General features: G+C 33.0%; 23 protein-coding genes. 7 read left to right on the top strand and 16 right to left on the bottom strand.

What is annotated here, in order from left to right; all coding sequences use genetic code 11:
• Positions 1 to 279 precede the first annotated feature (279 nt).
• Positions 280 to 1203 (bottom strand): DMT family transporter, encoded by a 924-nt coding sequence (locus ACHZDT_RS12895; protein ID WP_394775035.1) that lies wholly within the window; start codon positions 1201 to 1203, stop codon positions 280 to 282.
• A 201-nt stretch (positions 1204 to 1404) separates the two neighbouring features.
• Here ACHZDT_RS12895 and ACHZDT_RS12890 point away from each other — a divergent pair, with 201 nt between their 5' ends.
• Both ACHZDT_RS12890 and ACHZDT_RS12885 read left to right on the top strand, forming a co-directional pair.
• Positions 1405 to 3465 (top strand): M13 family metallopeptidase, encoded by a 2061-nt coding sequence (locus ACHZDT_RS12890; RefSeq protein WP_394775034.1) that lies wholly within the window; start codon positions 1405 to 1407, stop codon positions 3463 to 3465.
• Between the two features lie 213 nt (positions 3466 to 3678).
• Positions 3679 to 5739: a M13 family metallopeptidase gene (locus ACHZDT_RS12885; protein ID WP_394775033.1), complete on the top strand. Its 2061-nt coding sequence runs from the start codon at positions 3679 to 3681 to the stop codon at positions 5737 to 5739.
• A gap of 60 nt (positions 5740 to 5799) precedes the next feature.
• Here the strand turns inward: ACHZDT_RS12885 and ACHZDT_RS12880 are convergent, their stop codons facing one another.
• The 3 genes from ACHZDT_RS12880 to hemB form a co-directional block, all read right to left on the bottom strand.
• Positions 5800 to 6249 carry a GyrI-like domain-containing protein gene (locus ACHZDT_RS12880; protein ID WP_394775032.1) on the bottom strand — a complete coding sequence of 150 codons (450 nt, stop codon included), beginning with the start codon at positions 6247 to 6249 and terminating at the stop codon, positions 5800 to 5802.
• A 76-nt stretch (positions 6250 to 6325) separates the two neighbouring features.
• A complete protein-coding gene (locus ACHZDT_RS12875) occupies positions 6326 to 6727 on the bottom strand; it encodes a c-type cytochrome (RefSeq protein ID WP_394775031.1) in 402 nt (133 codons plus the stop codon).
• Between the two features lie 2 nt (positions 6728 to 6729).
• On the bottom strand, positions 6730 to 7722 hold the full coding sequence (hemB, locus tag ACHZDT_RS12870) for a porphobilinogen synthase (protein ID WP_394775030.1): 993 nt from the start codon (positions 7720 to 7722) through the stop codon (positions 6730 to 6732).
• Between the two features lie 284 nt (positions 7723 to 8006).
• On the opposite strand from hemB, the gene ACHZDT_RS12865 reads away from it, so the two are divergent.
• Complete coding sequence (locus tag ACHZDT_RS12865) at positions 8007 to 8639, top strand: hypothetical protein (RefSeq protein ID WP_394775029.1); 633 nt, start codon at positions 8007 to 8009, stop codon at positions 8637 to 8639.
• Between the two features lie 3 nt (positions 8640 to 8642).
• Entirely contained in the window at positions 8643 to 10430 is a 1788-nt protein-coding gene (locus tag ACHZDT_RS12860; protein ID WP_394775028.1) for a hypothetical protein, read from the top strand.
• A gap of 96 nt (positions 10431 to 10526) precedes the next feature.
• Here the strand turns inward: ACHZDT_RS12860 and ACHZDT_RS12855 are convergent, their stop codons facing one another.
• From ACHZDT_RS12855 to hemA, 12 genes are all read right to left on the bottom strand, one after another.
• The gene (locus ACHZDT_RS12855; protein ID WP_394775027.1) at positions 10527 to 11429 is read right to left on the bottom strand and encodes a fructose bisphosphate aldolase; all 903 of its coding nucleotides are present in this window, start codon (positions 11427 to 11429) and stop codon (positions 10527 to 10529) included.
• A 59-nt stretch (positions 11430 to 11488) separates the two neighbouring features.
• A complete protein-coding gene (locus ACHZDT_RS12850; RefSeq protein WP_394775026.1) occupies positions 11489 to 12430 on the bottom strand; it encodes a DUF4421 family protein in 942 nt (313 codons plus the stop codon).
• A 444-nt stretch (positions 12431 to 12874) separates the two neighbouring features.
• On the bottom strand, positions 12875 to 13333 hold the full coding sequence (gene tnpA, locus ACHZDT_RS12845; protein ID WP_394775038.1) for an IS200/IS605 family transposase: 459 nt from the start codon (positions 13331 to 13333) through the stop codon (positions 12875 to 12877).
• Positions 13334 to 13703: 370 nt separating this feature from the next.
• Positions 13704 to 14639 carry an oxygen-dependent coproporphyrinogen oxidase gene (gene hemF / locus ACHZDT_RS12840; protein WP_394775025.1) on the bottom strand — a complete coding sequence of 312 codons (936 nt, stop codon included), beginning with the start codon at positions 14637 to 14639 and terminating at the stop codon, positions 13704 to 13706.
• 339 nt (positions 14640 to 14978) lie between these two features.
• Positions 14979 to 15530, bottom strand: coding sequence for a GNAT family N-acetyltransferase (locus ACHZDT_RS12835; RefSeq protein ID WP_394775024.1), 552 nt, complete (start codon positions 15528 to 15530; stop codon positions 14979 to 14981).
• Between the two features lie 2 nt (positions 15531 to 15532).
• Positions 15533 to 15910: a hypothetical protein gene (locus tag ACHZDT_RS12830; RefSeq protein ID WP_394775023.1), complete on the bottom strand. Its 378-nt coding sequence runs from the start codon at positions 15908 to 15910 to the stop codon at positions 15533 to 15535.
• A 111-nt stretch (positions 15911 to 16021) separates the two neighbouring features.
• The gene (locus ACHZDT_RS12825) at positions 16022 to 16573 is read right to left on the bottom strand and encodes a transposase (protein ID WP_394775022.1); all 552 of its coding nucleotides are present in this window, start codon (positions 16571 to 16573) and stop codon (positions 16022 to 16024) included.
• A 139-nt stretch (positions 16574 to 16712) separates the two neighbouring features.
• Positions 16713 to 17738, bottom strand: a complete 1026-nt coding sequence (gene hemE, locus ACHZDT_RS12820) for a uroporphyrinogen decarboxylase (RefSeq protein ID WP_394775021.1) — start codon at positions 17736 to 17738, stop codon at positions 16713 to 16715.
• 78 nt (positions 17739 to 17816) lie between these two features.
• Complete coding sequence (locus tag ACHZDT_RS12815; protein ID WP_394775020.1) at positions 17817 to 18491, bottom strand: uroporphyrinogen-III synthase; 675 nt, start codon at positions 18489 to 18491, stop codon at positions 17817 to 17819.
• Positions 18491 to 19447, bottom strand: a complete 957-nt coding sequence (hemC, locus tag ACHZDT_RS12810) for a hydroxymethylbilane synthase (protein ID WP_394775019.1) — start codon at positions 19445 to 19447, stop codon at positions 18491 to 18493. The genes ACHZDT_RS12815 and hemC overlap by 1 nt, the downstream gene beginning before the upstream one ends.
• Before the next feature lie 106 nt (positions 19448 to 19553).
• Positions 19554 to 19958 (bottom strand): GxxExxY protein, encoded by a 405-nt coding sequence (locus tag ACHZDT_RS12805; protein WP_394775018.1) that lies wholly within the window; start codon positions 19956 to 19958, stop codon positions 19554 to 19556.
• A gap of 150 nt (positions 19959 to 20108) precedes the next feature.
• Positions 20109 to 21359: a glutamyl-tRNA reductase gene (hemA, locus tag ACHZDT_RS12800; RefSeq protein WP_394775017.1), complete on the bottom strand. Its 1251-nt coding sequence runs from the start codon at positions 21357 to 21359 to the stop codon at positions 20109 to 20111.
• A 228-nt stretch (positions 21360 to 21587) separates the two neighbouring features.
• On the opposite strand from hemA, the gene ACHZDT_RS12795 reads away from it, so the two are divergent.
• From ACHZDT_RS12795 to hemH, 3 genes are all read left to right on the top strand, one after another.
• Positions 21588 to 22460, top strand: coding sequence for an AraC family transcriptional regulator (locus ACHZDT_RS12795; protein ID WP_026982335.1), 873 nt, complete (start codon positions 21588 to 21590; stop codon positions 22458 to 22460).
• Between the two features lie 3 nt (positions 22461 to 22463).
• Entirely contained in the window at positions 22464 to 22844 is a 381-nt protein-coding gene (locus tag ACHZDT_RS12790) for a hypothetical protein (protein WP_394775016.1), read from the top strand.
• 158 nt (positions 22845 to 23002) lie between these two features.
• Positions 23003 to 24016, top strand: coding sequence for a ferrochelatase (gene hemH, locus ACHZDT_RS12785; protein ID WP_394775015.1), 1014 nt, complete (start codon positions 23003 to 23005; stop codon positions 24014 to 24016).
• Positions 24017 to 24070: the final 54 nt, after the last annotated feature.

The following is a 24070-nucleotide window of genomic DNA, read 5'->3' as shown; positions in this document are numbered from 1 at the left end:
ATAGTGGTAATCTGCGATGGAGATCCCAGTAAATCACCACTATTTAATACAACTTAAAATATCTTCCGAACACTTATGTTTTAAAAACCTGTCGGGTTTCGCGAACGGTCGAAGTAAGTTATATTGGAAATTCCGAGTTTAATGCTGCTAATCTTTGTAGCATTTCTTCTGTGATTTCTCTCTTCGATCGAAATGACAACATGTGTATAATCTTTGCGTCTCATCGCTTTTAAAGTGATTAAGAATAATTCGCGCTAATTCGTGAAATTCGTAGCAAACTTATTTTTTAATTTTCCGAATAGATTTATTGACCATATAAACTCCTGTTAAAGTTACAACTGCCCCAAATGCAATTGCCCAGGTTAAGGTTTCTCCAAAGATAAAAGCTCCTAAAACCATTGCTACAATAGGATTGATGTAAACATAAATGCTGCTTATTTCGGTAGGAAGATTTTGCAGTGAATAAATAAAAGCGATAAAAGTTAAAACCGAACCAACAATCACCAAATAAGCAATTGCCCACCATGAAGGCATTGGAATTTCGCTAAGCGGAATATTGATTCCCGAAGCTTCTGTGATCCCAAACAAAAATATACTTGAAATAACCATCTGTAATCCTAAACTGAAGTAGGGATTAAAACTCAATGCTTTTTTCTTTGTTTGTAAAAGTCCAAAAGCCCATGTAAAAGTTGAAATAACCATTAGAATAATTCCGAATTGAAATTCAGGTTTTAAAATATCAGCAATATAATCGATGAAAATAATACAAATCCCTCCAAAACTAATCAGAATTCCAAGCAAAGCCATTCGTGCAATTTTATGACCGTTAAAAAAATTGATAATAATGATCCAGATTGGGAAAAGCGCAGTAATTATGGCACCTAATCCACTGCTCATATATTTAACGCCCCAAGTACTTAAACCATTACTTAATACAAAATTTAAAAAGGCCAGAACCAAAATTGTACGCCATTGTTTTCCTTTTGGCCAGGGCTCTTTCTTTATTAAAAAATAACCAACATATAATAACCCGCCTAAAAACTGACGAATAGTAACTAATTGCAACGCCGGCATGTATCTTACACCTTCTTTTGAAGCCAGCCAGGTTGTTCCCCAAAAGAAACTTACCCAGCATAATGCCAATATTGGTAACCCGATAGCATTAATTTTTCCTGAAGCAGCACTATGTATTTTTGTTTTCATTTGACTTTAATTCGATCAGCAAATATTCCGAAAACAATTTTAATAATCTGTAAAAAACCATCCTTAAATACATGAAAATATTAGATGGTTTCTATTAAAATGTTAGGATTTTTCTTTTTTTTACGATTATTTCAAAAATTTTAACATAGCGTTTCAAATATTAGGAATACGTTTGTATATAGACCACAAACATCAATATAAATGAAAAAACAACTTAGCAGACCTTTATTCTGCGCCTTATTTATGACGGTTTCATTTACAGCTGTTAAAGCTCAAAATGCAACTGTAAAGGAACCAGGTATCAATGTTTCATATATGAATAGTAAAATTAGTCCGAGTCAGGATTTTTTTCAATATGTAAACGGAACATGGCTTGATCAGACTCAAATTCCTAATGACCGTACAACCTGGGGAAGTTTTAATGAACTGATTAAGAAAACAGATAAAGATGCAATGTCAATCCTGAAAGAAGCATCTCAGAATCCAAAATATAAATCAGATACAGATCAGGGAAAAGCAGTTAATTTATTCTCAACAATTTTAGATACAGTTGGAAGAAATAAAGTTGGAATAGCACCTTTGCAGCCTTACTTTAAAAAAATTGATGCAATTAAAAATGTTGCAGATCTTCAAAAGTTTTTAACTGAAATTCAGAACGAAAGCAATGCAATTTTCTTTGGGATATATGTTGGAGCTGATGAAAAAAACAGTTCTAAAAATACAGTAAGTCTTGCTGTAAGCCAATTGGGATTACCTGATAAAGATTATTATACATCTGAAGATAAGGATTCTAAAGAAAAACGTGCAAAATACCAACTTCATGTTGCCAAGATGATGCAGTTTATTGGTGAATCTCCAGAAAAAGCAAAGCAAAGTGCTGCGGGTATTTTAGCTTTGGAAACAGAATTATCAAAACCAAGATTAAACAGAGTTGAAAGCAGAGACAGCCGTTTGCAATATAACCCAATGACAATTGCCCAACTTCAAAAACTTACTCCGGCGATTAAGTGGGATGCTTATTTTGCAGGCATAGGTTTAGCAAAGTTAGATACAGTCGTGGTTATGGAACCTAAGTATATGAAAGCTTTGCAAACTGTTTTTACTGAAAATAAAGTAGTACAATGGAAAGAATATTTGAAATGGGATTTGCTAAATTCATTTTCTGCAAAATTATCAACTGATATTGAAACAGCTAGTTTTGATTTTTACAGTAAAACATTGAAAGGCGCCATAAAACAATTGCCTCGTGAAGAAAAAGCATTGAAGGTTGTAAACACAAGCATTGGCGAAGCACTTGGAAAATTATATGTAGAAAAAGTATTTCCTGCTGAGGCAAAAACCAAAGCTGTTGATATGATCCATAATATTATTTTGGCATACAAAAACCGTATTAATAATTTAACCTGGATGTCTGCGGATACAAAGGTAAAAGCGATTGAAAAATTAAATAAAATCACGATAAAAGTTGGTTATCCTGATAAATGGAAAGATTATTCAGCACTGGAAATCAAAAGCGTTGCTGATGGAGGAACTTATTTTGAAAATGCCCGTAATCTTGACAAATGGGAATTCAAAAAGGGAATCGAAAAATTAAAAAAACCGGTTGATAAAACAGAATGGGGAATGTCACCACAAACCGTAAATGCGTATTACAATCCGTCATATAACGAAATTGTATTTCCGGCGGCGATTCTACAACCTCCGTTTTATAACTATCAGGCAGATGAAGCTGTAAATTATGGTGGAATCGGAGCTGTTATTGGTCATGAAATTTCTCATGGTTTTGATGATTCCGGAGCACGTTATAATGCACAAGGAAATTTAGTAGACTGGTGGACTCCTGAAGATTTAAAACAATTTACGGTACTTGGTACTGCTTTAGCAGATCAATACAGTGCTTTAGAACCTTTACTGGGAATTCACGTTGACGGTAAATTTACTTTAGGGGAAAACATTGGAGATTTAGGCGGAATTAATGCTGCTTATGATGGTTTGCAATTGTATTTAAAAGCAAATGGAAATCCTGGATTAATTGATGGATTTACACCTGAACAACGTTTCTTTATTTCATGGGCAACCGTATGGAGAACAAAAACCAGAGATGAAGCACTTAAAAATCAGGTAAAAACAGATCCGCATTCTCCAGGAATGTACAGAGCTGTGGTTCCAATTCAAAATGTTGACACTTTTTATGATGCTTTCGGTATTAAAAAAGGAGACAAAATGTATGTGAATCCAGAGAAACGAGTTAAAATCTGGTAATTGATAAAACTACTAAACGGCGCTGATCCAGCGCCGTTTTTTATTTCCATTATTTACTAACGTAGTTTTGACACTTTATTTATAAATATATTTTGGTTAAAATTCATTTTTGTAATAACATCATAATTTTGGAGTCAATTATTAGAAAAAATTAACATTAATTATCAAATAATTACAATATGTTTGTGGATATACTAAAAACTATAAATTAAAATGATTAAACAACTACGAAATCCTATGTTTTGTGTTGTTTCTGCAATGATTTCCATAACTGCAGTAAACGCTCAAAATGCAAAACCAAAAGAGCCGGGTATCAATGTTTCTAACATGGACACTAAAGTAAGTCCCGGAGAAGATTTTTTCAAGTACGTAAACGGAACCTGGTTAGAAAAAACTGAAATTCCAGGTGACAGAAATTCATGGGGAAGTTTCAATGAATTACGTCAAAAGACAGATAATGATGCACTTGCAATTTTAAAAGAAGCGTCAAAAGATCCTAAGTACAAATCAACTACAGATCAGGGAAAAGCAATTGCCTTGTTTAATACTATTTTAGATACTGTAGGACGTAATAAAAGAGGTATTACACAACTTCAGCCTTACTTAAAGAAAATTGATGCGATTAAAAACGTAACTGATCTGCAAAATTTCTTTGTTGAAATGCAACCTCAGGGCGGTATTGGTTTCTTTGGAGTTTATGTTGGAGCTGATGCAAAAAACAGTAATAAAAACTCGGTTAACTTAGGACCTGGAGGTTTAGGATTATCTGATAAAGATTACTACAACTCTGATGATAAGGATTCAAAAGAAAAACGTGAAAAATACGAAGTACACATTGCGCGAATGATGCAGTTTATTGGCGAAACTCCTGCAAAAGCAAAAGAAAGTGCCAAACAAATCTTAGCGCTTGAAGTTGAACTTTCTGCTCCAAGATTAGACCGTGTTGAACGCAGAGATCGCAGAAAACAATACAATCCAACAGCAGTTGCTGATTTAAAAAAGAATACACCGTCAATTCAATGGGAGAAATATTTCACCGGAATTGGAATGGCTAAATTAGATACAGTAAATGTTGCGCAGCCACGTTATATGATTGCTTTAGAGAAAACTTTTACTGAAAAGAAGGTAGAAGCCTGGAAAGAGTATTTAAAATGGTCATTATTAAACAGAACTGCTTCAACTTTAACTACAGATATTGAAAATGCTAATTTCGATTTCTACGGAAAAACATTAACAGGAGCGTTAAAACAACGTCCTCGTGAAGAAATGGCTTTGCAGGTAATTAACGGCGCAACCGGAGAAGCTTTAGGAAAATTGTATGTAGAGAAATTATTCCCTGCTGAAGCAAAAGATAAAGCGAAAAAAATGATCGCTAATGTAATGTTAGCTTACAAAAACAGAATCAATGCTTTGCCTTGGATGTCTGCTGAAACAAAAGTTAAAGCAATTGAGAAATTAAATAAATTAACTATCAAAATTGGATATCCTGACAAATGGAAAGATTATTCAGCTTTAGAACTTAAAAATGTTAATGAAGGCGGAACTTATTTTGATAACATGAAAAACATATCAAAATGGGCGTATGCTGAAAATTTAGCTAAATTGGGTAAACCAGTTGATAAAACAGAATGGGGAATGTCTCCACAAACTGTAAACGCCTATTTCAATCCGTCTTATAACGAGATTGTTTTCCCTGCTGCAATCCTGCAACCGCCTTTCTACAATTATCAAGCTGACGAAGCTGTTAATTATGGTGGAATTGGTGCTGTAATTGGACATGAGATTTCTCACGGATTTGATGATTCTGGTGCACGTTACAACGCAGATGGAAATCTTGTTGACTGGTGGACACCAGAAGATTTAAAACAATTTACTGCTCTTGGCGGAGAACTTGCAGCTCAATACAGCGCATTAGAGCCATTGCCTGGAATTCACGTTGATGGTAAATTTACTTTAGGTGAAAATATTGGAGATTTAGGAGGTACAAATGCTGCTTATGATGGTTTGCAATTGTATTTAAAAGAAAATGGAAATCCTGGATTAATCGACGGATTTACACCAGAGCAACGTTTCTTTATTTCTTGGGCTACAGTTTGGAGAACTAAATCAAGAGACGAAGCTATAAAAAGTCAGGTTAAAACAGATCCACACTCTCCGGGAATGTACAGAGCTGTTGTGCCAATACAAAATTTAGATACTTTTTATCAGGCTTTCGGAATTAAGAAAGGTGATAAAATGTACATAGAACCAGAAAAAAGAGTTAAAATCTGGTAATCTATAAACCAATAACAATAAAAACGGCGCTAATTTTAGCGCCGTTTTTGTTTAATATATTTATTGAATTGCGATAAATATATCGACTTCTGCATCTTTGGGATTTTGAGTTTTCTCGCCATAAACTTCAAAATCTGCGGTAAAACTTCGATCTAAATCTGAATTCCAGATTTCAAGCCATTTATTATAAACAACACCTTCGGTTAGATTTCCTTTGGCAATAAGTTGTTCATAATCTGCTGTTTCAATTGTTTTTCCGGTCATATTTTCAGGAATCACATCTAAATTTTCAACCTTACAACCCAAAATAGTGGTATAAGGTTTAGTATGATCCTTTTCATAATCGGTATAAATACAAAATAAGTCTGAAGAAACTTTGTTTGGAATTTTATTCTGAATTTCCTCCGTCATAAATTTGTTCCAAAGCGCAGGAATATCTTCTCCTGATTTCCCATTTTCGTTTGTAGTTCTTACCGAAATACCAATTACACTGAATTTTTGAATGATCATTTTGCTTTCATTTTAAATTAAGCTGTAAATCTAAAATGACGCAATGACAACAGTATGTCAGCAGTAATTATAAATACTACTTTAAATTGCTGAAAATATAGCTTTCTATCGCTTTTAATTCCTCGTCAGACATTGCCTGCGTTACCGGAAAGTTCGTTTTCATAACTTCAAATTGATCGGGATCAACAATTGGATCTGCATTTCCTTTCAGGAAAGTAACAATATTCCCTTTTTTGTCTTTATAAATTTTCGCAATTTCCTGAAGACTCGGTCCAATTACTTTTTGATCTGGCTGATGACATGAAATACAATTTCCTTGTCCTTCAAAAATTTGTTTTCCTAAAGCTTCCGGAGTTTTGGCTTCCGCCGAATGTCCTTCTGTATAATTCTCAGTTGGATCCTGAACAGAAGTTTCAGTTGTATCTTTTTTACATGATGCAAAAGCTAAAACGGCAGATAAGAATAATACATTTTTCATGATTATTTATTTAAAAGTAAAGCCGCCTCTTTTGCGAAATAAGTAGAGATGATACTTGCACCCGCACGCTTAATGCAATAAAGTTGCTCTATCATAATTTTGTCATGATCTAACCATCCTCTTTCTGCTGCGGCCTTTACCATAGCGTACTCACCAGATACCTGATAAACTGCAACAGGTACATGAACGGTGTTTTTTATCTCACGAACAATATCTAAATATGCAATTCCCGGTTTTACCATTACAATATCTGCACCCTCTTCAACATCTAATAATGCTTCGCGAATTCCTTCAATTCGGTTCGCGTAATCCATTTGATAGGTCTTTTTATCTTTAGGAATATTTTGAGAATCTACCGGAGCAGAATCTAATGCATCACGAAAAGGACCATAAAATGCCGAAGCATATTTTGCACTGTAACTCATGATTCCCACATTGTGATGTCCGTTTTCTTCTAACGCTTTTCTAATTGCTAAAACACGTCCGTCCATCATATCACTTGGCGCAACAAAATCGGCTCCAGCCTCAGCATGACTTAAACTCATTCTGGTCAAAGCATCAACCGTTGCGTCATTAATTAATTGACCGTTTTCGATAATTCCGTCATGACCATAAATTGAATATGGATCTAAAGCAACATCCGGCATTACAATCATTTCAGGAACGGCATCTTTTATAGCTCGAATAGTTTGTTGCATCAAACCATCTTTATTCCAGGCTTCAACACCTTTATTATCTTTTAGATTGTCGCTTACTTTTACGTAAATGTTCACCGCTTTGATACCTAAATCCCAAGCTTCTTTAACTTCCTTAATTGTATTGTCTAAGGAATGTCTGTAAATTCCGGGCATTGACGGAATAGCAACTTTTACGTCTTTTCCTTCCGCAACAAACATTGGAAGCATAAAATCTTGTGGACTCAAACTTGTTTCACGAACTAAAGAACGAATAGATTCATTGGTTCTTAAACGGCGGTTTCTTTGTAATGGGAACATATAATTTTAGATTTTAGATTTTAGATTTTAGATTTTGATTTTAATCTGATTGTTTTGAAATGCAGATTGATTAATCATAGTTTCTAAAAGTGAAGTTGTTTTTTTGTTTTTTGAAGATTATTCAACTTTTTAAATGTGGTGCAAAGTTAAAGAAAAAGGAGCAGAATAAGGCGTTTAGCTTAAAGCAGAATCCGTTAATATTATCTAAAAATTTAGAATCTCAAAGATTAACTTAAGAATGATGTTACTATTGTTTTTAGAAAATTTCCGATTAAATTTGCCTAATGAAGAAATTTCTCGCTTTATGCTGTTGTTTACTCTTAACAAGTTGTTTTGAAATAACAGAAAGAATCAAACATCACGACGACCAAAGTGGCGAATATACGCTGATGGTTGACTTTTCGAAATCATGGTTCAAGACCAAATCTGCTATTTGGCTCGAAGAAGTTGATGGCGTAAAAATTCCTAATGAACAGGAAATCACTAAAAAACTGGATGACTTTAAAGTAAAAGCTTCAAAAGTCGACGGCATTTCAAATGTCACCACAAAGACTGATTTTCAAAATTATGTTTTCATTATCAAACTCAACTACGCAAATGTCAAAGCGCTTAATGCCGTTGTAAATAGCATTAATAATCAAAGCGATCAGATTCATTTTAGCAGCAATGCCAAAAATTTTGAAAGAATTGCTTCATATCCAATTCCTGAAAAACTGATAAAAGATCCCAAGAAAAAACAAGATCTGGAAGCGGCGAGTATAATAGCTATTTATACATTTGATAAAGATGTTCTTGCTGTTGAGAATCCAAACAGTAAAATTTCTAAAAACAAAAAGACCGTATTTTTAAAACAAAGTATGTACAGCGTACTTAAAAAATCGGCATTAATGAACAATACAATCCAATTAACTCCTTGATTTATGAAGTATTTCTACACCTTCCTTTTATTATTCGCCATTCATTTGACTTTTAGTCAAACCAATCAAAAACAATACGATTATTTTGTACAGTTTAATGGAAACCAGCTTTCTAAAAAAGTAAGTATTGCCGATGTATTAAATCATCCGTTGATGAACAAATACAAAGAAAGTAAGGATTATCTTGATTTGGATAAATATGTTGCACTTTTTCAACTGGATCAAAAATTAACCATTCACGGAAATTTCACAGATAGTATTCCGTATTATCAGGTTACAATTCCGATAAAAAGCAGAGCATCTTTCAAACAGTTTCTGATCGAAAAACATACTGTAAATCAAGATACAGATTCAGTTGAGGTTCCGGTGATTCAGGACTTCGCTAAATATTCAGTTTATGCTCCAAAAAACCAAAAAATGTCATTTGCGTGGAATGATAATTATTTGGTAATAGTTGAATTGACTAAAAAATATACTTCTGATAAATATACTCCGAATCATGAAGCAGTAGTAGATTCTGTTTCGGTTACAGAACCTTATAATGAAGCAATAGATATCGCGGTTGACTCAACCACAACTCAGACAGAAGAAGATTATTCCGAAACTAATAACGCTGAATATGAAAAAGCCGAAGCTGATTTTAACGCTTTGCAATCAGAAAAGCAAAACCTTTTTATAAAGTCATTATTCGAAAATGGTTTTGTGGCGCCAAGTTCAGATAAGATAAATGTTACTGCCGATATTTCGTCATGGCTTAATTACAGCTCAGTAATGAGTAAATTTAATGAAACTTATGGTGCTTTATCCCAATTTGCCAGCTATAATAAATTTTTGCCACTACAACAAAATGCCTCGAATCTTGTAAAAGGAATTAATCTTGACTTTTACTTCGATAATGATAACGCACGTGTTGAAGAAATAATTGAATATTCTGAATCGATGGCAGCAGTCGCTGAAAAAATCACAAACAGAAAAATAAACAAGAATATCTTTAATTATTTTCCTGATCAAAAGCCATTAGGATATATGTCTTATCATATAAACAGCAAAGCAGCACTTGAAAATTTTCCGTCATTAACGGCTCAATTATTTCAAAACCCACAACTTGTTAAAGAAGACGTCACTCTTGTCGCTGATTTAATATCGACAATAGTCGATGAAGAAGCTACTGCAACGCTTTTTGATGGTGATTTAAGTATGTTTTTGTACAATATGAAAGAGATTGAAGTAACAACTAAATCGTACGGATATGATGAAAATTATGAAGAAACGGTAACAGAACAAAAAACAAAAAAGAACATTCCGTTGTTTTCAATAGTTTTTACATCGACGCATCCTACATTTGGAGATAAATTGATTCAATTGGGAATTCGTAAAAAGATGTTAGTTCAAAAAGGAGATTTTTATCAGATCATTGGAACAGAAGATTACGGAAATGTATTTATTAAAAAAGACAAAGATGTTGTAATTATTGCCAACACACTTGATTATTTTACTACAGGAAACGGAACTTTTACTAAAGAAGCAAAAAAAGCATTAAAGAAAAACTACATTTCTGGTCAATTAAATTTTGACGGAATTGCAAATGCTTACGATAAAACGAGCGAAGCAAAAGAAACTGACTCAAAGAAAATAAAAACTCTGTCACAGCAATTTAGAGATTTTACATTTGAGTCTCCTAAAAAACTAATAGATAATAAGTTGATTTTTGAATTTAAGCTAAACACTATAAAATCAGATAAAAACATTATTTTACAAACCTTAGATTTAGCTGACGAATTAAGCAAATAATCTAAAAATGTATAAAACAAAAATCCCCAGAATGCTTTTTCCGGGGATTTTTTTATGAATTGCTTTCGCTGATATAAACTCTCAAAAGCATACGATTTATGTAATCGAAGCGGTATAAATTTCTTTAATCGTACTTCCTATTTTAGTATTAAAATCATCATCAGATTGTCCGGCAGTTAATCCTTCAGACAATGCTCTTGAGAAACTTGCAATCAATCCGTGGTTTTGAGCGAGTTTGCTATTAGCTTCATCCTGATCATATCCGCCAGATAATGCAACAACACGCACAACATGCGGATCAGTCATTAGTTCACGGTAAAAGTCATTGACAGTTGGAATGGACAATTTCAGCATCACTTTTACATCTTTATCAAGTAAAGCGAGTTGTTTTATGATTTCTTCTTTTAAAATTTCTTCACACTTTTGCTTATCAGCACTATAAATATCGACTTCAGGTTCGATAATTGGGATAAGTCCCTTTGCGAAAATCTGTAAACCAATCGCAAATTGCTGCTCGACTACTTCACGGATTCCTGTAGCATTAGCTTCTTTAATAACCGAACGCATTTTAGTTCCAAAAACATTTCGTTCTACAGCTGTGGTTAATAATTCATCTAAATTAGCAATAGGCTTCATTAATTGTACACCATTTGCAACATCAGCAAGTCCTTTATCTACTTTTAAAAATGGAACTATTTTTTTCTTTTCCCATAAATAATCCGCAGACCATTCTCCGTCGATTTTGCGGTCCATTGTATTTTCAAACAAAATAGCACCTAAGATATATTCACTATCAAACGAAGGACTTTTGATAATCCTGGTTCTCATTTCATGTACAAGAGTATACATTTCTTCGTCATTTGTGAAACTGCTCTCTTCAACTCCATATTGCGATAATGCTTTTGGCGTACTTCCGCCACTTTGATCTAATGCAGCAATAAATCCTTTTCCGGAATGCATGCGATTTAATTGTGCGATGTATCTTTCTCTATTTTTCATAATATTTTAATTTTAGATTCTTGTTCCGATAACTATCGAAATTAATTAATTTTAAATATTTAAAGTCCAGTTTTCTGATTCACTTTGTCGTAAACTTCCTTTACTTTATTTGGAGGATCAAACCGATATCCAATATTAAATTTTACAGTTGATATATTGTCATTTAATCTGGCTTCCGCCGAATCATTCTGAAGGAAATTCAGTGTATTTAAACTCGCAAAAGCAAAGAAACGATCTCTGTTATAGGCAAGCTTTAAATTAAAGTCTAATTGGTACAATGCGGAAACATCGCCATCAACATCATTAATTCCCGCTCCAAAAGCAATTCCGGTTCCTATTAAAACGCGATCACTAATCACAAAATTGTAGAAATAGGAGGGAGCCAGTGAAAAAACATAAATATCCCCGTTTGAAGAATCCGGAGCATTGTTTAAATTAAGATTGGTATAATAAAATGAAAAACTGGGAATAAAACTTCCTGAACTTTTCGTTTGCCATTCGTTTTGATTGACTAATGTTTTGTATGAGAAATTATCATTGAAAATATACGAAGTCGTTCCGCCAATTTTTGTTGTACGCATTTTTGGTAAAAACACATTTACATCATCATCGCTGATGTAAAATCCTTTCTGATTGATAAAAGTGAAGGATTGCATCCATTTTTTAAAGTAAAAACGAGTATTAAAACTAAAAAGTTTAGAATCTGAATTGTCTTTATTTTCGCTAAAGAACTTCGGTGCAAAGCCAAAACTGATATCAATAAATTTGTAACTTAGGCCCACGCCCAATTGTTCCCGTCGGTTGGGATTAAGATCTACATATTTTTTTTGACCTTCAGCATTAAACCCAATCTGAAAATTATTAGAAGTATCCAGATAGTAAATACTAGCCGTAACTTTATCATTGTATGATTTAAAATAAGGATTTTGTAATGTGTCTTTTTGGGCGAAACACCCAAATACACTTCCAAAAAACATTATATAAATCAGATTTAGTTTCATTTTTTATTTTCGATTTAATCTATAGCTAATTTATGCATTTTAATTTTGATGTAAAATATGTCACCCCGATGGGGTTTTATAAATGAATTCATTGATTTCTATAAATATATCATCCCTCTGGGATTTAATTAAATGTTTGTTTTAAAATGCTGCAGCGAAGCAATATATTTATATCAAATAATACTAATAATATTTGTTTGAAATACTCCAGCAGAGCAACATATTTATAGTAAAAAATGTAGAATTTGAGCTCCAGCGGAGTAATGGATTTATACAAAAAATTAAAAGATATTAATCAGCTCCAGCGGAGCAACATATTTATAGCAAAAAAAGGAATAATGTAGAATTTGAGCTCCAGCGGAGCAATATATTTATAGAAAAAATTAAGACATATTAAATTGAGCTCTAGCGGAGCGTAATATAATATTTGTTCAAACCTGGAAATTAAACATCATCAAACAAATATTCGTTTTTAAAATCGACATTAAACAATTTTAAAAATTCAACATATTCTTCTTTAAACGTTTTTGTTTTATGATGTTCTTCCTGATTACGAATATAATTTATAACATTTGTCAATTGAGAATGACTGTATGAAAAGGCTCCAAATCCTGTTTGCCATTCAAATTTTCCATTAATCCATTTTTTGTCATTTATGAATTTTGATGAATTTGCTTTTATATCTCTCACTAAATCTGATATCGATTTATCAGGTTTTAATCCAATTAGAATATGGACATGATCTGGCATTCCGTTTATAACAATTAGTTTTTGTTCCTTATTTGTTATAATCCCAGTGATAAATTTATAGATTTCATCTTTCCAAATTGCTGAAATTAAATTTTGTCTTCCTTTAACTGCAAAGACAATATGGATATATAATTGAGAATAGGTGTTTGCCATATTTACGTTTAATTTATATGTCACCCCTCTGGGGTTTATTAAAATTTCTATAAATATATCGTCCCGCTGGGACTTTTTATTTTGAAGCTCCAGAAGCGCGCCATATTTATAGTGTCTACAAATATATCGTCCCGCTGGGACTTTTTATTTTGAAGCTCGAGAGGAGCGCCATATTTATAGTGTCTACAAAGATATCGTCCCGCTGGGACTTTTTATTTTGAAGCTCCAGAGGAGCGCCATATTTATAGCAAAAATATTAAGTATTACATTTGAGCTCCAGAGGAGCGACATATATTTATTTAATGATTTGTTCAATAAATAAATTTACAAAATAGCTAAAAACATATTACCCCTATAAGTTTTAATTGTATTAAATCCAGTCAATAGGATTTTCCAACACATTGACCAATTTCTCTTCAATGCTTCCTGCTTCTGCATGGTGATCGTAAACCCATTGTACATTTGGAGGCAAGCTCATTAAAATACTCTCGATCCTTCCGTTGGTTTTTAAACCGAATAAAGTGCCTTTGTCATGAACCAAATTAAACTCAACATAACGACCACGACGAATTTCCTGCCAGGTTCTGTTTTCAGGAGTATATTCAAGATTTTTTCTTCTTTCCACAATTGGAACGTAGGCTTCTAAGAAACTATCGCCAACTTCGGTTACGAAATTAAACCAATCTTCCATTGACATTTGCTCATTTGCTTTGCAATAATCAAAGAACAAACCGCCAATTCCGCGTGCTTCATTTCTATGAGAATTCCAGAAATAAGCGTCACATTGTTTTTTATATTTTGGATAAAACTCTGGATTGTGTTTGTCACAAGCCGTTTTACAAGTTTGATGAAAGTGTTTTGCATCTTCTTCAAACAAATAATAAGGCGTTAAATCCTGTCCGCCGCCAAACCATTGTTCGATTATTTTTGGAGAGCCAGTACTGAGCGAAGCCGAAGTATCGTACATTTCGAAGTATCGCCAATTGGCGTGCACAGTAGGAACCATCGGGTTTTTAGGGTGCAAAACCAAACTTAATCCGCAGGCAAAAAAATCAGCTTCGCCAACGCCAAACATTTTTTGCATTGCTTCTGGTAATTTCCCGTGAACGGCTGAAATGTTTACGCCGCCTTTCTCAAAAACTCCCGAGCCTTCGGGGCCGCTTTCAATAACGCGCGTTCTTCCTCCTCCGCCTTCAGGACGTTCCCAAAGATCTTCACGGAATTTTGTAGTTCCATCAACGGCTTCTAATCCGGCGCAAATCTGGTCTTGTAAATTTTGTATGTATGCGTAAAATTTATCTTTCATCTTGTTATGTATAAATAGGATGATATTGCTACAATAATAGCTGGGATTATTATTAATTTATAGTATAAGTTTTTGTGTTTTGCATTTTGTAAAAAATGAGAAGTACAAAGGAGATAAAAAGCAGGAATAAAAATTACAAACAATGGATAAAACAAGATTAAAAAGCCATTGGCACAGGCTCTATTTGATGTTGTATAGGTTTGATTTGTAAAAAAGTAAAAATTTATCAGATAATAAAAACAATAATAGTAAGATCCGAAATAAAGGATTTTTAAAATTAATTTTAATATTTCGATAAATTTTGAATCTAATACTGATCTAATAAATCCAAATGTTGATTTATCTTTCATTACAATTATATTCTGATTTAAGCAATCCAAAATAAACAGTGTTTTTTAATTCTCCATCACCATTTCTGAACTCATCGCGTAAAATTCCTTCTTGTTTAAAATTATGTTTTAATGCAATTCGTTGGCTTGCTAAATTAATTTCTGAAGTGCAGATAAAAACTTTATTCAAACTTAATTCATTGAAACAAAATTTAAGTGCATTCAAAACCATTTTTGATGTGATGCCTTTTCCCTGATAATCTTCATCAACAAAATACCCCAATTCACATTTTGAAATGCGGTAATCAATTGTTTTTACGCACAAATAACCAATTAAATTGTTAGTTTTAATATCTCTTGCGTAAAAATAAAAACCTTCGCTATTTTTTTCTTTGTCAAGGCTGATTTCAAGAAAATCTTCTGCTTTCTTTAAAGAATCGGAATTAGCCAAAGTCACCGGAAAAGTTTTTCCAATATGAATTTTATTCTTTTCGATGAGGTTATAAAACTCTTCGGGAAGAATATTTTCAATTCGGTCTATTTTTAATTCTCTAAAACTCATTTTTATTTGTTTTTAGCCGAAGCAATTTTAGCATTTATTCCAAAAGAAAAAACGTTACTTTCCTGCTGAATATATTGGTAAATGGCTAAAGCTTTATCTTCAAAATTATTGTTTTCGACCTTTGAAAATTCCGTCAAAAAATCTGCAAACTGTTCTAAGTGATTAAAATCTAAATGACAACGAGTTAATAAAGTAATAAGTTCATCATTACTATAATCAACTAAAGTTTGAATATTTAAACCAAATTCCTTTAATTGATTTTCGATATTGAATTTTTCATCATCTGTCAATAGATGTGGTACAAAGTCAAGCGAGCGCAATGTTTTAAGTACATTGTCAATTCTAATACTTTCTTCGTCTCTTAGGCCTTTGTTGAGCATGCTTTTCCGGTTTCCTGCAAGGTTTCCAAAACCTTGTAGGTATTAATTGTCACGTTATAAATATTTAAACAGACTAACAAGGTTTTGGAAACCTTGTAGGACGAAACTGAATTACTCAAAAGTATATGTTTCGTTTAAAATTTCATTTTTGTAATTATGACAAAAAATGAAATTTTCAAATCCTCCAAATAAATCTAAAACCTCTTCGCGTTCTATTTTTGTTTCTTTGTCTGATAAAAAAGCTTGATAAGATGAAAATCTGGAATCCTTAAAATCAAGATCGAAATGATGTTTCGGATTCAAATGCACATAAACCATTAATTGTTTTAAATAATTTTCATCTTTCAGTTTTATTCTTTTGAAATGTTTTTCAAATAAACTTCCAGTTCTGTTTGTCTGCTTATTAAATGCTTTTGCATAAGAATTAAACAAGTTTGAAAATGCCTGTGTAACTTCCTTTTCTTCATCATTTAATCGAATGACCAAATGAAAATGATTATTCATCAGACAATACGCAAAAACCGAAATCTTATGAGATAAATACTTTGAAAACTGCTTTAAGAAATAAATTTTATTGTCATCATTTTCAAAAATATTTATTCCATTAATACCACGATTATAAATATGATAATAACAATCTTTCTCTAAAACTTCCAACTTCATGTTATATTTTATTTTTTCCGTGCTGCAAGGTTTTCAAAACCTTGTAGGTCTTCATTCATAATCAGGGTAAATACCTTTCTATACCTACAAGGTTTTGGAAACCTTGCAGGAAAGTCAAACGGTGACTGAAAACTGTATACTATTGCCCGTATTCCTTAACAGCGTCAATAAACGCTTTTGCATGGTCTACAGGAATATTTGGTAAAATTCCGTGACCTAAATTTACAATATATTTGTCTTTTCCGAACTCATTAATCATTTCATGAACCATTTTTTTGATAGTTGGAATTGGAGAAAGCAATCTTGACGGATCAAAGTTTCCTTGTAAAGTGATATTTCCACCAGACAAATAACGGGCATTTCTTGGTGAACAAGTCCAGTCTACACCTAAAGCCGAAGCTCTACTTTTACCCATTTCGCCTAAAGCAAACCAACATCCTTTTCCGAAAACGATAACCGGAGCGTGATCCGCCAAAGCCTCAATGATTTGGTTAATGTATTTCCATGAAAATTCCTGATAATCAACTGGAGAAAGCATTCCTCCCCAAGAATCAAAAATCTGAACGGCATCAACTCCCGCTTTTACTTTTTCTTTAAGATATAAAATAGTTGTATCTGTAATTTTTTGAAGCAAAGTATGTGCTGCAGCCGGGTTTGAGAAAGCGAAACCTTTTGCAGTATCAAAACTTTTAGAACCTTTTCCTTCAACAGCATAACAAAAAATTGTCCAAGGCGAACCAGCGAAACCAATTAATGGCACTTCGTCGTTCAGCATTTCCTTAGTCAATTTAATGGCATCCATTACATAACCTAAAGTTTCCTGAATGTCCGGAACGTAAACTCTGTGAACATCAGCCATTGAGCGAATTGGATTTGGCAAAAATGGACCAAAATTTTCTTTCATTAAAACTTCGATTCCCATTGCTTGCGGAACAACCAAAATATCTGAGAATAAAATTGCTGCATCAGGTGCAATTCTGCGAATAGGCTGAACAGTAATTTCAGCAGCCAATTCAGGAGTTTGACATCTTGTAAAGAAATCATATTTATCACGCAAAGCGATGAATTCCGGTAAATATCTTCCGGCTTGACGCATCATCCATACTGGCGGACGTTGAACAGTTTCTCCTTTTAATGCTTTTAAAAATAGGTCGTTTTTTAACATTGTCTTTATTTGCTTTAGGCTTTAAGCTTTAGGCTTTAAGCGTTTATTATGTTTATTTTTTTTCTTATTGCCTAAGGCTTAAAGCTTATTGCTGTATTCAAGAATTACATCTTCGATTACGTCTTCAACCGTTGGCTGATCTGCGATGATGATGTTTTTTGTAATTTTATCTAAAGCTTCTGCAGTGGTTTCTCCAATGCAAAAACACTTTTCTTTCTTAATTGTATTGTCTTGCAAATAACTTTCAACGCCGGAAGGACTAAAAAATAAGATACCGTCAACGGCACTTTTTATTTTTTGCGGAGTCAACGAAGTATCATAAACCTGAATTTCATTCAACTTAACATCAGCATCTTTTAAAGCTTTTGGCAACGTTTCTCTTCTAAGATTTCCGCTGAAAAAAGTAAAGCTTTCACTGCGATAAATTAAAGTGATGATTTCGGCTAAATCTGAAGCATAACCTGTATATGCCACAACATTAAATCCGCTTTCAGATAAAAGAATTTTGGTTTTTAAACCCACACAAAAAACATTTTTACTTTTCAGTTCTTCCGATTTAGGATCTGCTAAAACGCTGTGAACAGCATTTTGACTCGTGAAAATCAGATTTTCATTGACTTCTTTAAGTTCGAAAGGTTTGTTTTGGGTTTGAATAAAATCAGCTTCGGTTACTTCAATATTGGCTTTTACCAATGCTTGTTTTTGTTCAGCTGATAGCTTTTTTGTAGATAATATTTGAATTGATTTTGCCATTATTTTTTTAGTAATTCTTTAATAGATGCCATCAATTCTTCCCCGCCATTGTTTAAAATTTCCTGAGCCGAAAAGAATCCCAGTTTTTTCCATTCTGCAATATCAACCGTTTTGTCAATTTCAAGTTTTTGCTTTCCGTCAATAGAAAGTAAAACACCTTGAAAATGCAAAGTATCTTCATCTTCATTGTAACGAACTAAAGCACCAATTGGCGCGGTACAACCGCCTTCCAGCGTTCTTAAAAACTGACGCTCGATATACGTACAAATTTCAGTTTCAATATGATTCAATTGCGAAAGTGCATCAAGTGTATAATTGTCATTTTCCATTGCCACAACAAGCATTGCGCCTTGTGCTGGAGCTGGAACCATCCAATCCAGATCTGTGTATGAAAAATTCCCGTTTTCTCCCTTTCCTTCGGAGAGGCTTGGTTTTAGATTAATACGCTCCAAACCTGCAGCAGCAAAAACAGCTCCGTCCCAGTTATTGTCTTGTAGTTTTTGCATACGGGTATTAACATTTCCACGTAAATCAACAACAGTATGATTTGGGTATTTGTTAAACCATTGTGCTTGTCGGCGTAAACTTCCGGTTGCAATTGTACTTGGATTAGCAAAATCAGGATTTCCTTTATGAACTAAAATGTCCAAAACATTGGCTCTTTCAAGAACTGCTGCCTGAACAATACCTTTTGGTAAAGCCGTTGGTACATCTTTCATAGAATGTACCGCAATATCAATACTGCCATTAATCATAGCAATATCTAAAGTTTTCGTGAAAATTCCGGTGATTCCGAGTTCGTAAAGAGGTTTGTCAAGAATGATATCACCTGTAGATTTTACAGCAACAATTTCGGTTTTATAACCTAAATCGTTTAGTTTTTTTTCGACAGTATGTGCTTGCCAAAGTGCTAATTCGCTATCGCGAGTTCCAATTCTGATTGTTTTTTCAGCCATTTTTGTTTTTTAAATCAAGATTTTGCTTTGCTTTTGAACCATTAAGAGATTAAGATTCATTAAGGTTTGCGTGTAGATTTTTTTAAGTTACATTAAGATCCTAGTTCTAGTCTTGTAATCTTGAAAAGAATTCGTTCACAAGCGGTTTCATTGATTTTGTTATGTTTAGTGTATTAAAGTTAATTAATAATCCTTGAGGTCTTTGTAATAATTTCATGTAAGTTAATAATTGCGCTTCGTGAATTGGTAAAAGGCTTTCTATCGCTTTTAATTCAACAACCACTAAATCATTTACTAATAAATCAATTCTTAAATCAGACTCTAATTCAAGGTTATAATAATCAATTTTAACTACTAATTGTTGTTTAACGTCATATCCATTTTGTTCTAATTCGTATTTGAGGCATTGTTCATAAATGCTTTCTAAAAGTCCAGGTCCTAATGCTTTATGCACTTTTATGGCAAAACCTGTTATTTCATAAGCTAATTGCGTAACCTCTTTTTTTGTCATAGAACTTTATTTTTTTTACCATTAAGATATTAAGTCGATTAAGTTATGCTTTGTGAAAACATAAAGCTTAATTTATCTTAGATATTTAATGATTCTAATTCAACATCAAGCTTAATAATCTTAATATCTTAATGGTTCAAAACCAATTTTTTAAGTTGCTTTTATTTTAAAGACTTTTTCGATCCATTCGATGCTTTCATCAACCATGGTATCGTCATCTTTTAAGTGATTTGCAAAATGCGTAGTGATTTTCTGGATGATTCTGTTGCTGATAATTTCAGCCTGAGCTTCATTGAAATCTACAATTTTGCGGCTTTGAAAATCCAATTCTGAAACCTTAATAGCATTCAGTTTTTCTTTTAAAGCATTGATAGTTGGTGCAAATTTGCGTCCTTTTGTCCAGGTAACAAATTCCTCTTTTACTTCTTCGATAATCGCTTCGGCAGCAGGAATGTGTAATTTTCTGTTTTCCAATGTTTCGTCTGTTAATTGCGACAAATAATCCATGTGAATCAACGTTACGCCTTCTAATTCCTCAACATTTTCGTGAACGTTTTTTGGAATCGATAAATCTAAAATCAATAAAGGTTTCTTTAGATTTAAAATTGCTTTGTCAACCGTTGGGTTTTGAGCACCTGTAGCAACAACAACAACATCGGCTTTTTGAAGTTCCAAGTGTAACTCCGAATAATCTTTAACAATCAAATTTAGTTTTCCGGCTAATTTCTCAGCTTTGTCCTTAGTTCTGTTTATTAAAGTAATGTGTTCGTTTTTGGTATGTTTTACAAGATTTTCGCAAGTATTTCTACCGATTTTTCCTGTTCCGAAAAGTAAAATATTTTTATTCCCAATATCTTCTACATTCTTAATAATGTATTGTACCGATGCAAAAGAAACCGAAGTTGCGCCTGAACTAATTTTAGTTTCGTTTTTGATTTTTTTGCTTGCCTGAATCACCGCGTTTACCAATCTTTCTAAGAAAGCGTTGGACAATCCCATAGATTTTGAATGGGCAAAACTGGTCTTGATTTGCGAAATAATCTCAAAATCGCCTAAGATCTGACTGTCTAAACCAGTTCCTACTCGAAACATATGACTAATAGCTTCTTGATTTTTGTAGACAAAACCAACTTTCTGAAACGCATCGACAGAACCGTTGCTGTTATCACAAATTAGTTTTATTAATTGAAATGGATGTTCTGCAAAACCATAGATCTCGGTTCTGTTGCAGGTCGAAGTGACAATCAAACTTTCTATTCCTTCTTCTTTAGCCTGTTCCAGCAAACGCGTTTTTGCAATTGCATCCAGACTAAATATACCTCTTACCTCAGCATCGGCTTTTTTATAACTCAGACCAACTGAGTAAAAATAAAGATGTTTAGGTACGTTATTGTTTTCCATAAATACACTTTCATAAAAGTGTCAACAAAATTATGATTATAGTGTTTATAAAAGTAACGCTCAAAGTACTTTTTGTATCGCTGTATGTTTTTTTGTTTCTAAAGAGCTGTTTTTATGCAAAAAGAAGTATTTTTGTAGCAAAATCAATTGGTTAGAAATGTTTTGTTTAGAGCGATTCTAAATAAGGTCAGTTGATTATGTTGGTTTTTATTCAAAAAAAACATCGCTATGAGTTCTCAGGAAATTATAAAAATTGAAGACGACTTTACGCTTATTCGTTTTCAAAATGACAGTTTAGAACCATTTTTCGGGCAGCACGAAGTGGGTAGTGGCCTGATACAGTTTCATTTCGGGATCAAAGGAAATGCAAAATTCTTGTTTAATCAAGGCAGTTATGCTTTAGATTTGAAAGAAGAAAAATCGCTGCTTTTATACAATCCGCAGAAAGAATTACCATTGAATTTAGAGTTGGCTCCAAATTCCTGGGTGATTTCAGTAATTGTTTCTATTAAGAAATTTCACGCGTTGTTTTCTGCAGAAGCAGATTATATTACTTTTTTAAGTCCTGATAATAAAGACAAAAAGTATTATAACGAAGGAAATATTAGTCCGTCGATGGCAATTGTTTTGAGTCAACTGTTTCATTATAACTTACATCCATCGATAAAAAATCTTTATTATAAAGGAAAAGGATATGAATTATTGAGTTTGTATTTTAACAGAACCGAAGATCCAAATGCAGAACAATGTCCGTTTTTGATTGATGAAGATAACGTTCTGAAAATCAGAAAAGCCAAAGAAATCATCATCGCTAATATGGCTGAACCGCCAGGATTACAAGAGTTGGCAGATGAAATTGGTTTGAATTTGAAAAAACTCAAAATGGGTTTCAAACAAATTTATGGAGATACAGTTTATGGCTTTCTATTTGATTATAAAATGGATTTCGCCCGAAAACTACTCGACAGCGGATCTTATAATGTAAACGAAGTAGGATTGAAAATTGGTTATAGCACCGGAAGTCACTTTATAGCGGCTTTCAAAAAGAAGTTCGCTACAACTCCTAAAAAATATTTGATGTCGATTAATACGAATGTATAGCAAATGCGAAAAATACTTTTTTTAATATTTATTCTTTTATTAGGATGCAAATCAACTGAAAATCCCTTATCGGGTCAATATAAAGAAGATGCATTGCATGATATTAAGGTAGATAGTGTAAAGACATTTACTTATGGTTTGCCTTTTATTTCTCCTATCGATACTGAAAGAAAAATTCAGGAGGCGAGAAAGTATAAACGTGATAGTATTTATAAGAAATATGGCTTATATATTCAAAATCAAGGTTGTGTTATAGGAGATAAGAAAATGGATAAAGCAATTAAGGAATATCATAATATTACCGATGTTTATCTTGACAATAGAAACGGAAAAGGTTGGAAAGAAAAGATGAATAAAGAAGTAGATAATATTGATGGGAATTAAAAACAGAAGCTCTTTAATAATCAATTTTTCATATTCAACAATAAATAAAAAATAATAATTATCATATTTCTAAAAAGTAACATAGAATACTTTTGACGAAAATTAAAACAAAACAAAATGCTTAAAGCCTAAAGCTTAAAGCCTAAAGCAAAGAATAAATGAAAGGCGTATTATTAGTAAACTTAGGATCTCCGGAAAGTCCCGAACCAAAAGATGTAAAACCGTATTTAGACGAATTTTTAATGGATAAATACGTGATCGATGTTCCGTATTTATTAAGAGCATTATTAGTTCGTGGAATTATTTTAAGAAAAAGACCGGAAGAATCAGCACATGCTTATAAAAAAATCTGGTGGAATGAAGGTTCTCCTTTAGTTGTACTTTCTCAAAGAATGCAGAAAAAAGTGCAGCCTTTGGTAAATGTTCCAGTTTCTTTGGCAATGCGTTACGGAAGTATGACAATCGAAAAAGGACTTCAGGAATTGCACGATAAAGGCGTTACAGAAGTATTGCTTTTCCCTTTGTATCCGCAATATGCAATGGCTTCGACTTTGACAATTTTGGTTAAAGCCGAAGAAATCCGCAAAAAGAAATTTCCACAAATGACTTTTACAGATGTTCCTGCGTTTTATAACAAACCGGATTATATCAAAAATTTGGCAGAATCTATTCAGAAACATTTAGTTGGTTTTGATTACGATCATTTATTATTTTCTTACCACGGAATCCCGGAACGTCATATTCGTAAAACCGACGTAACGAAATCACATTGCAAAATTGATGGTTCTTGTTGTAATACGCCTTCACCGGCACACAATTTCTGTTACCGTCACCAATGTTATGAAACCACAAAACAAGTGGTAAAATTATTAGGACTTCCTGAAGATAAATACAGCTTAACCTTTCAATCACGTTTAGCGGGAGATAAATGGTTAGAACCATATACGGATGTTGAAATTGATAAAATGCCAGGAAAAGGAATCAGAAATTTAGCGGTTGTAACACCCGCTTTCGTTTCGGATTGTTTAGAAACTTTGGAAGAAATCGCGATGCGCGCCAAAGAAGATTTCGAGAAAAATGGTGGAGACAAATTCATGGCAATTCCATGTTTGAACGACGACGACGAATGGTGCGAAACGGTTGGAAATTGGATTAATGATTGGGCTAAATAATATTTGTTTCAAGTTTAAGGTTTCAAGTTACAATCAACTTAAAAAAACCTTAAA

This window comes from Flavobacterium sp., assembly GCF_043722275.1.
Classification (GTDB): domain Bacteria; phylum Bacteroidota; class Bacteroidia; order Flavobacteriales; family Flavobacteriaceae; genus Flavobacterium.
The sequence above is the reverse complement of the archived record's forward strand: the minus strand, read 5'-3'. Positions and strand labels throughout refer to the sequence as shown.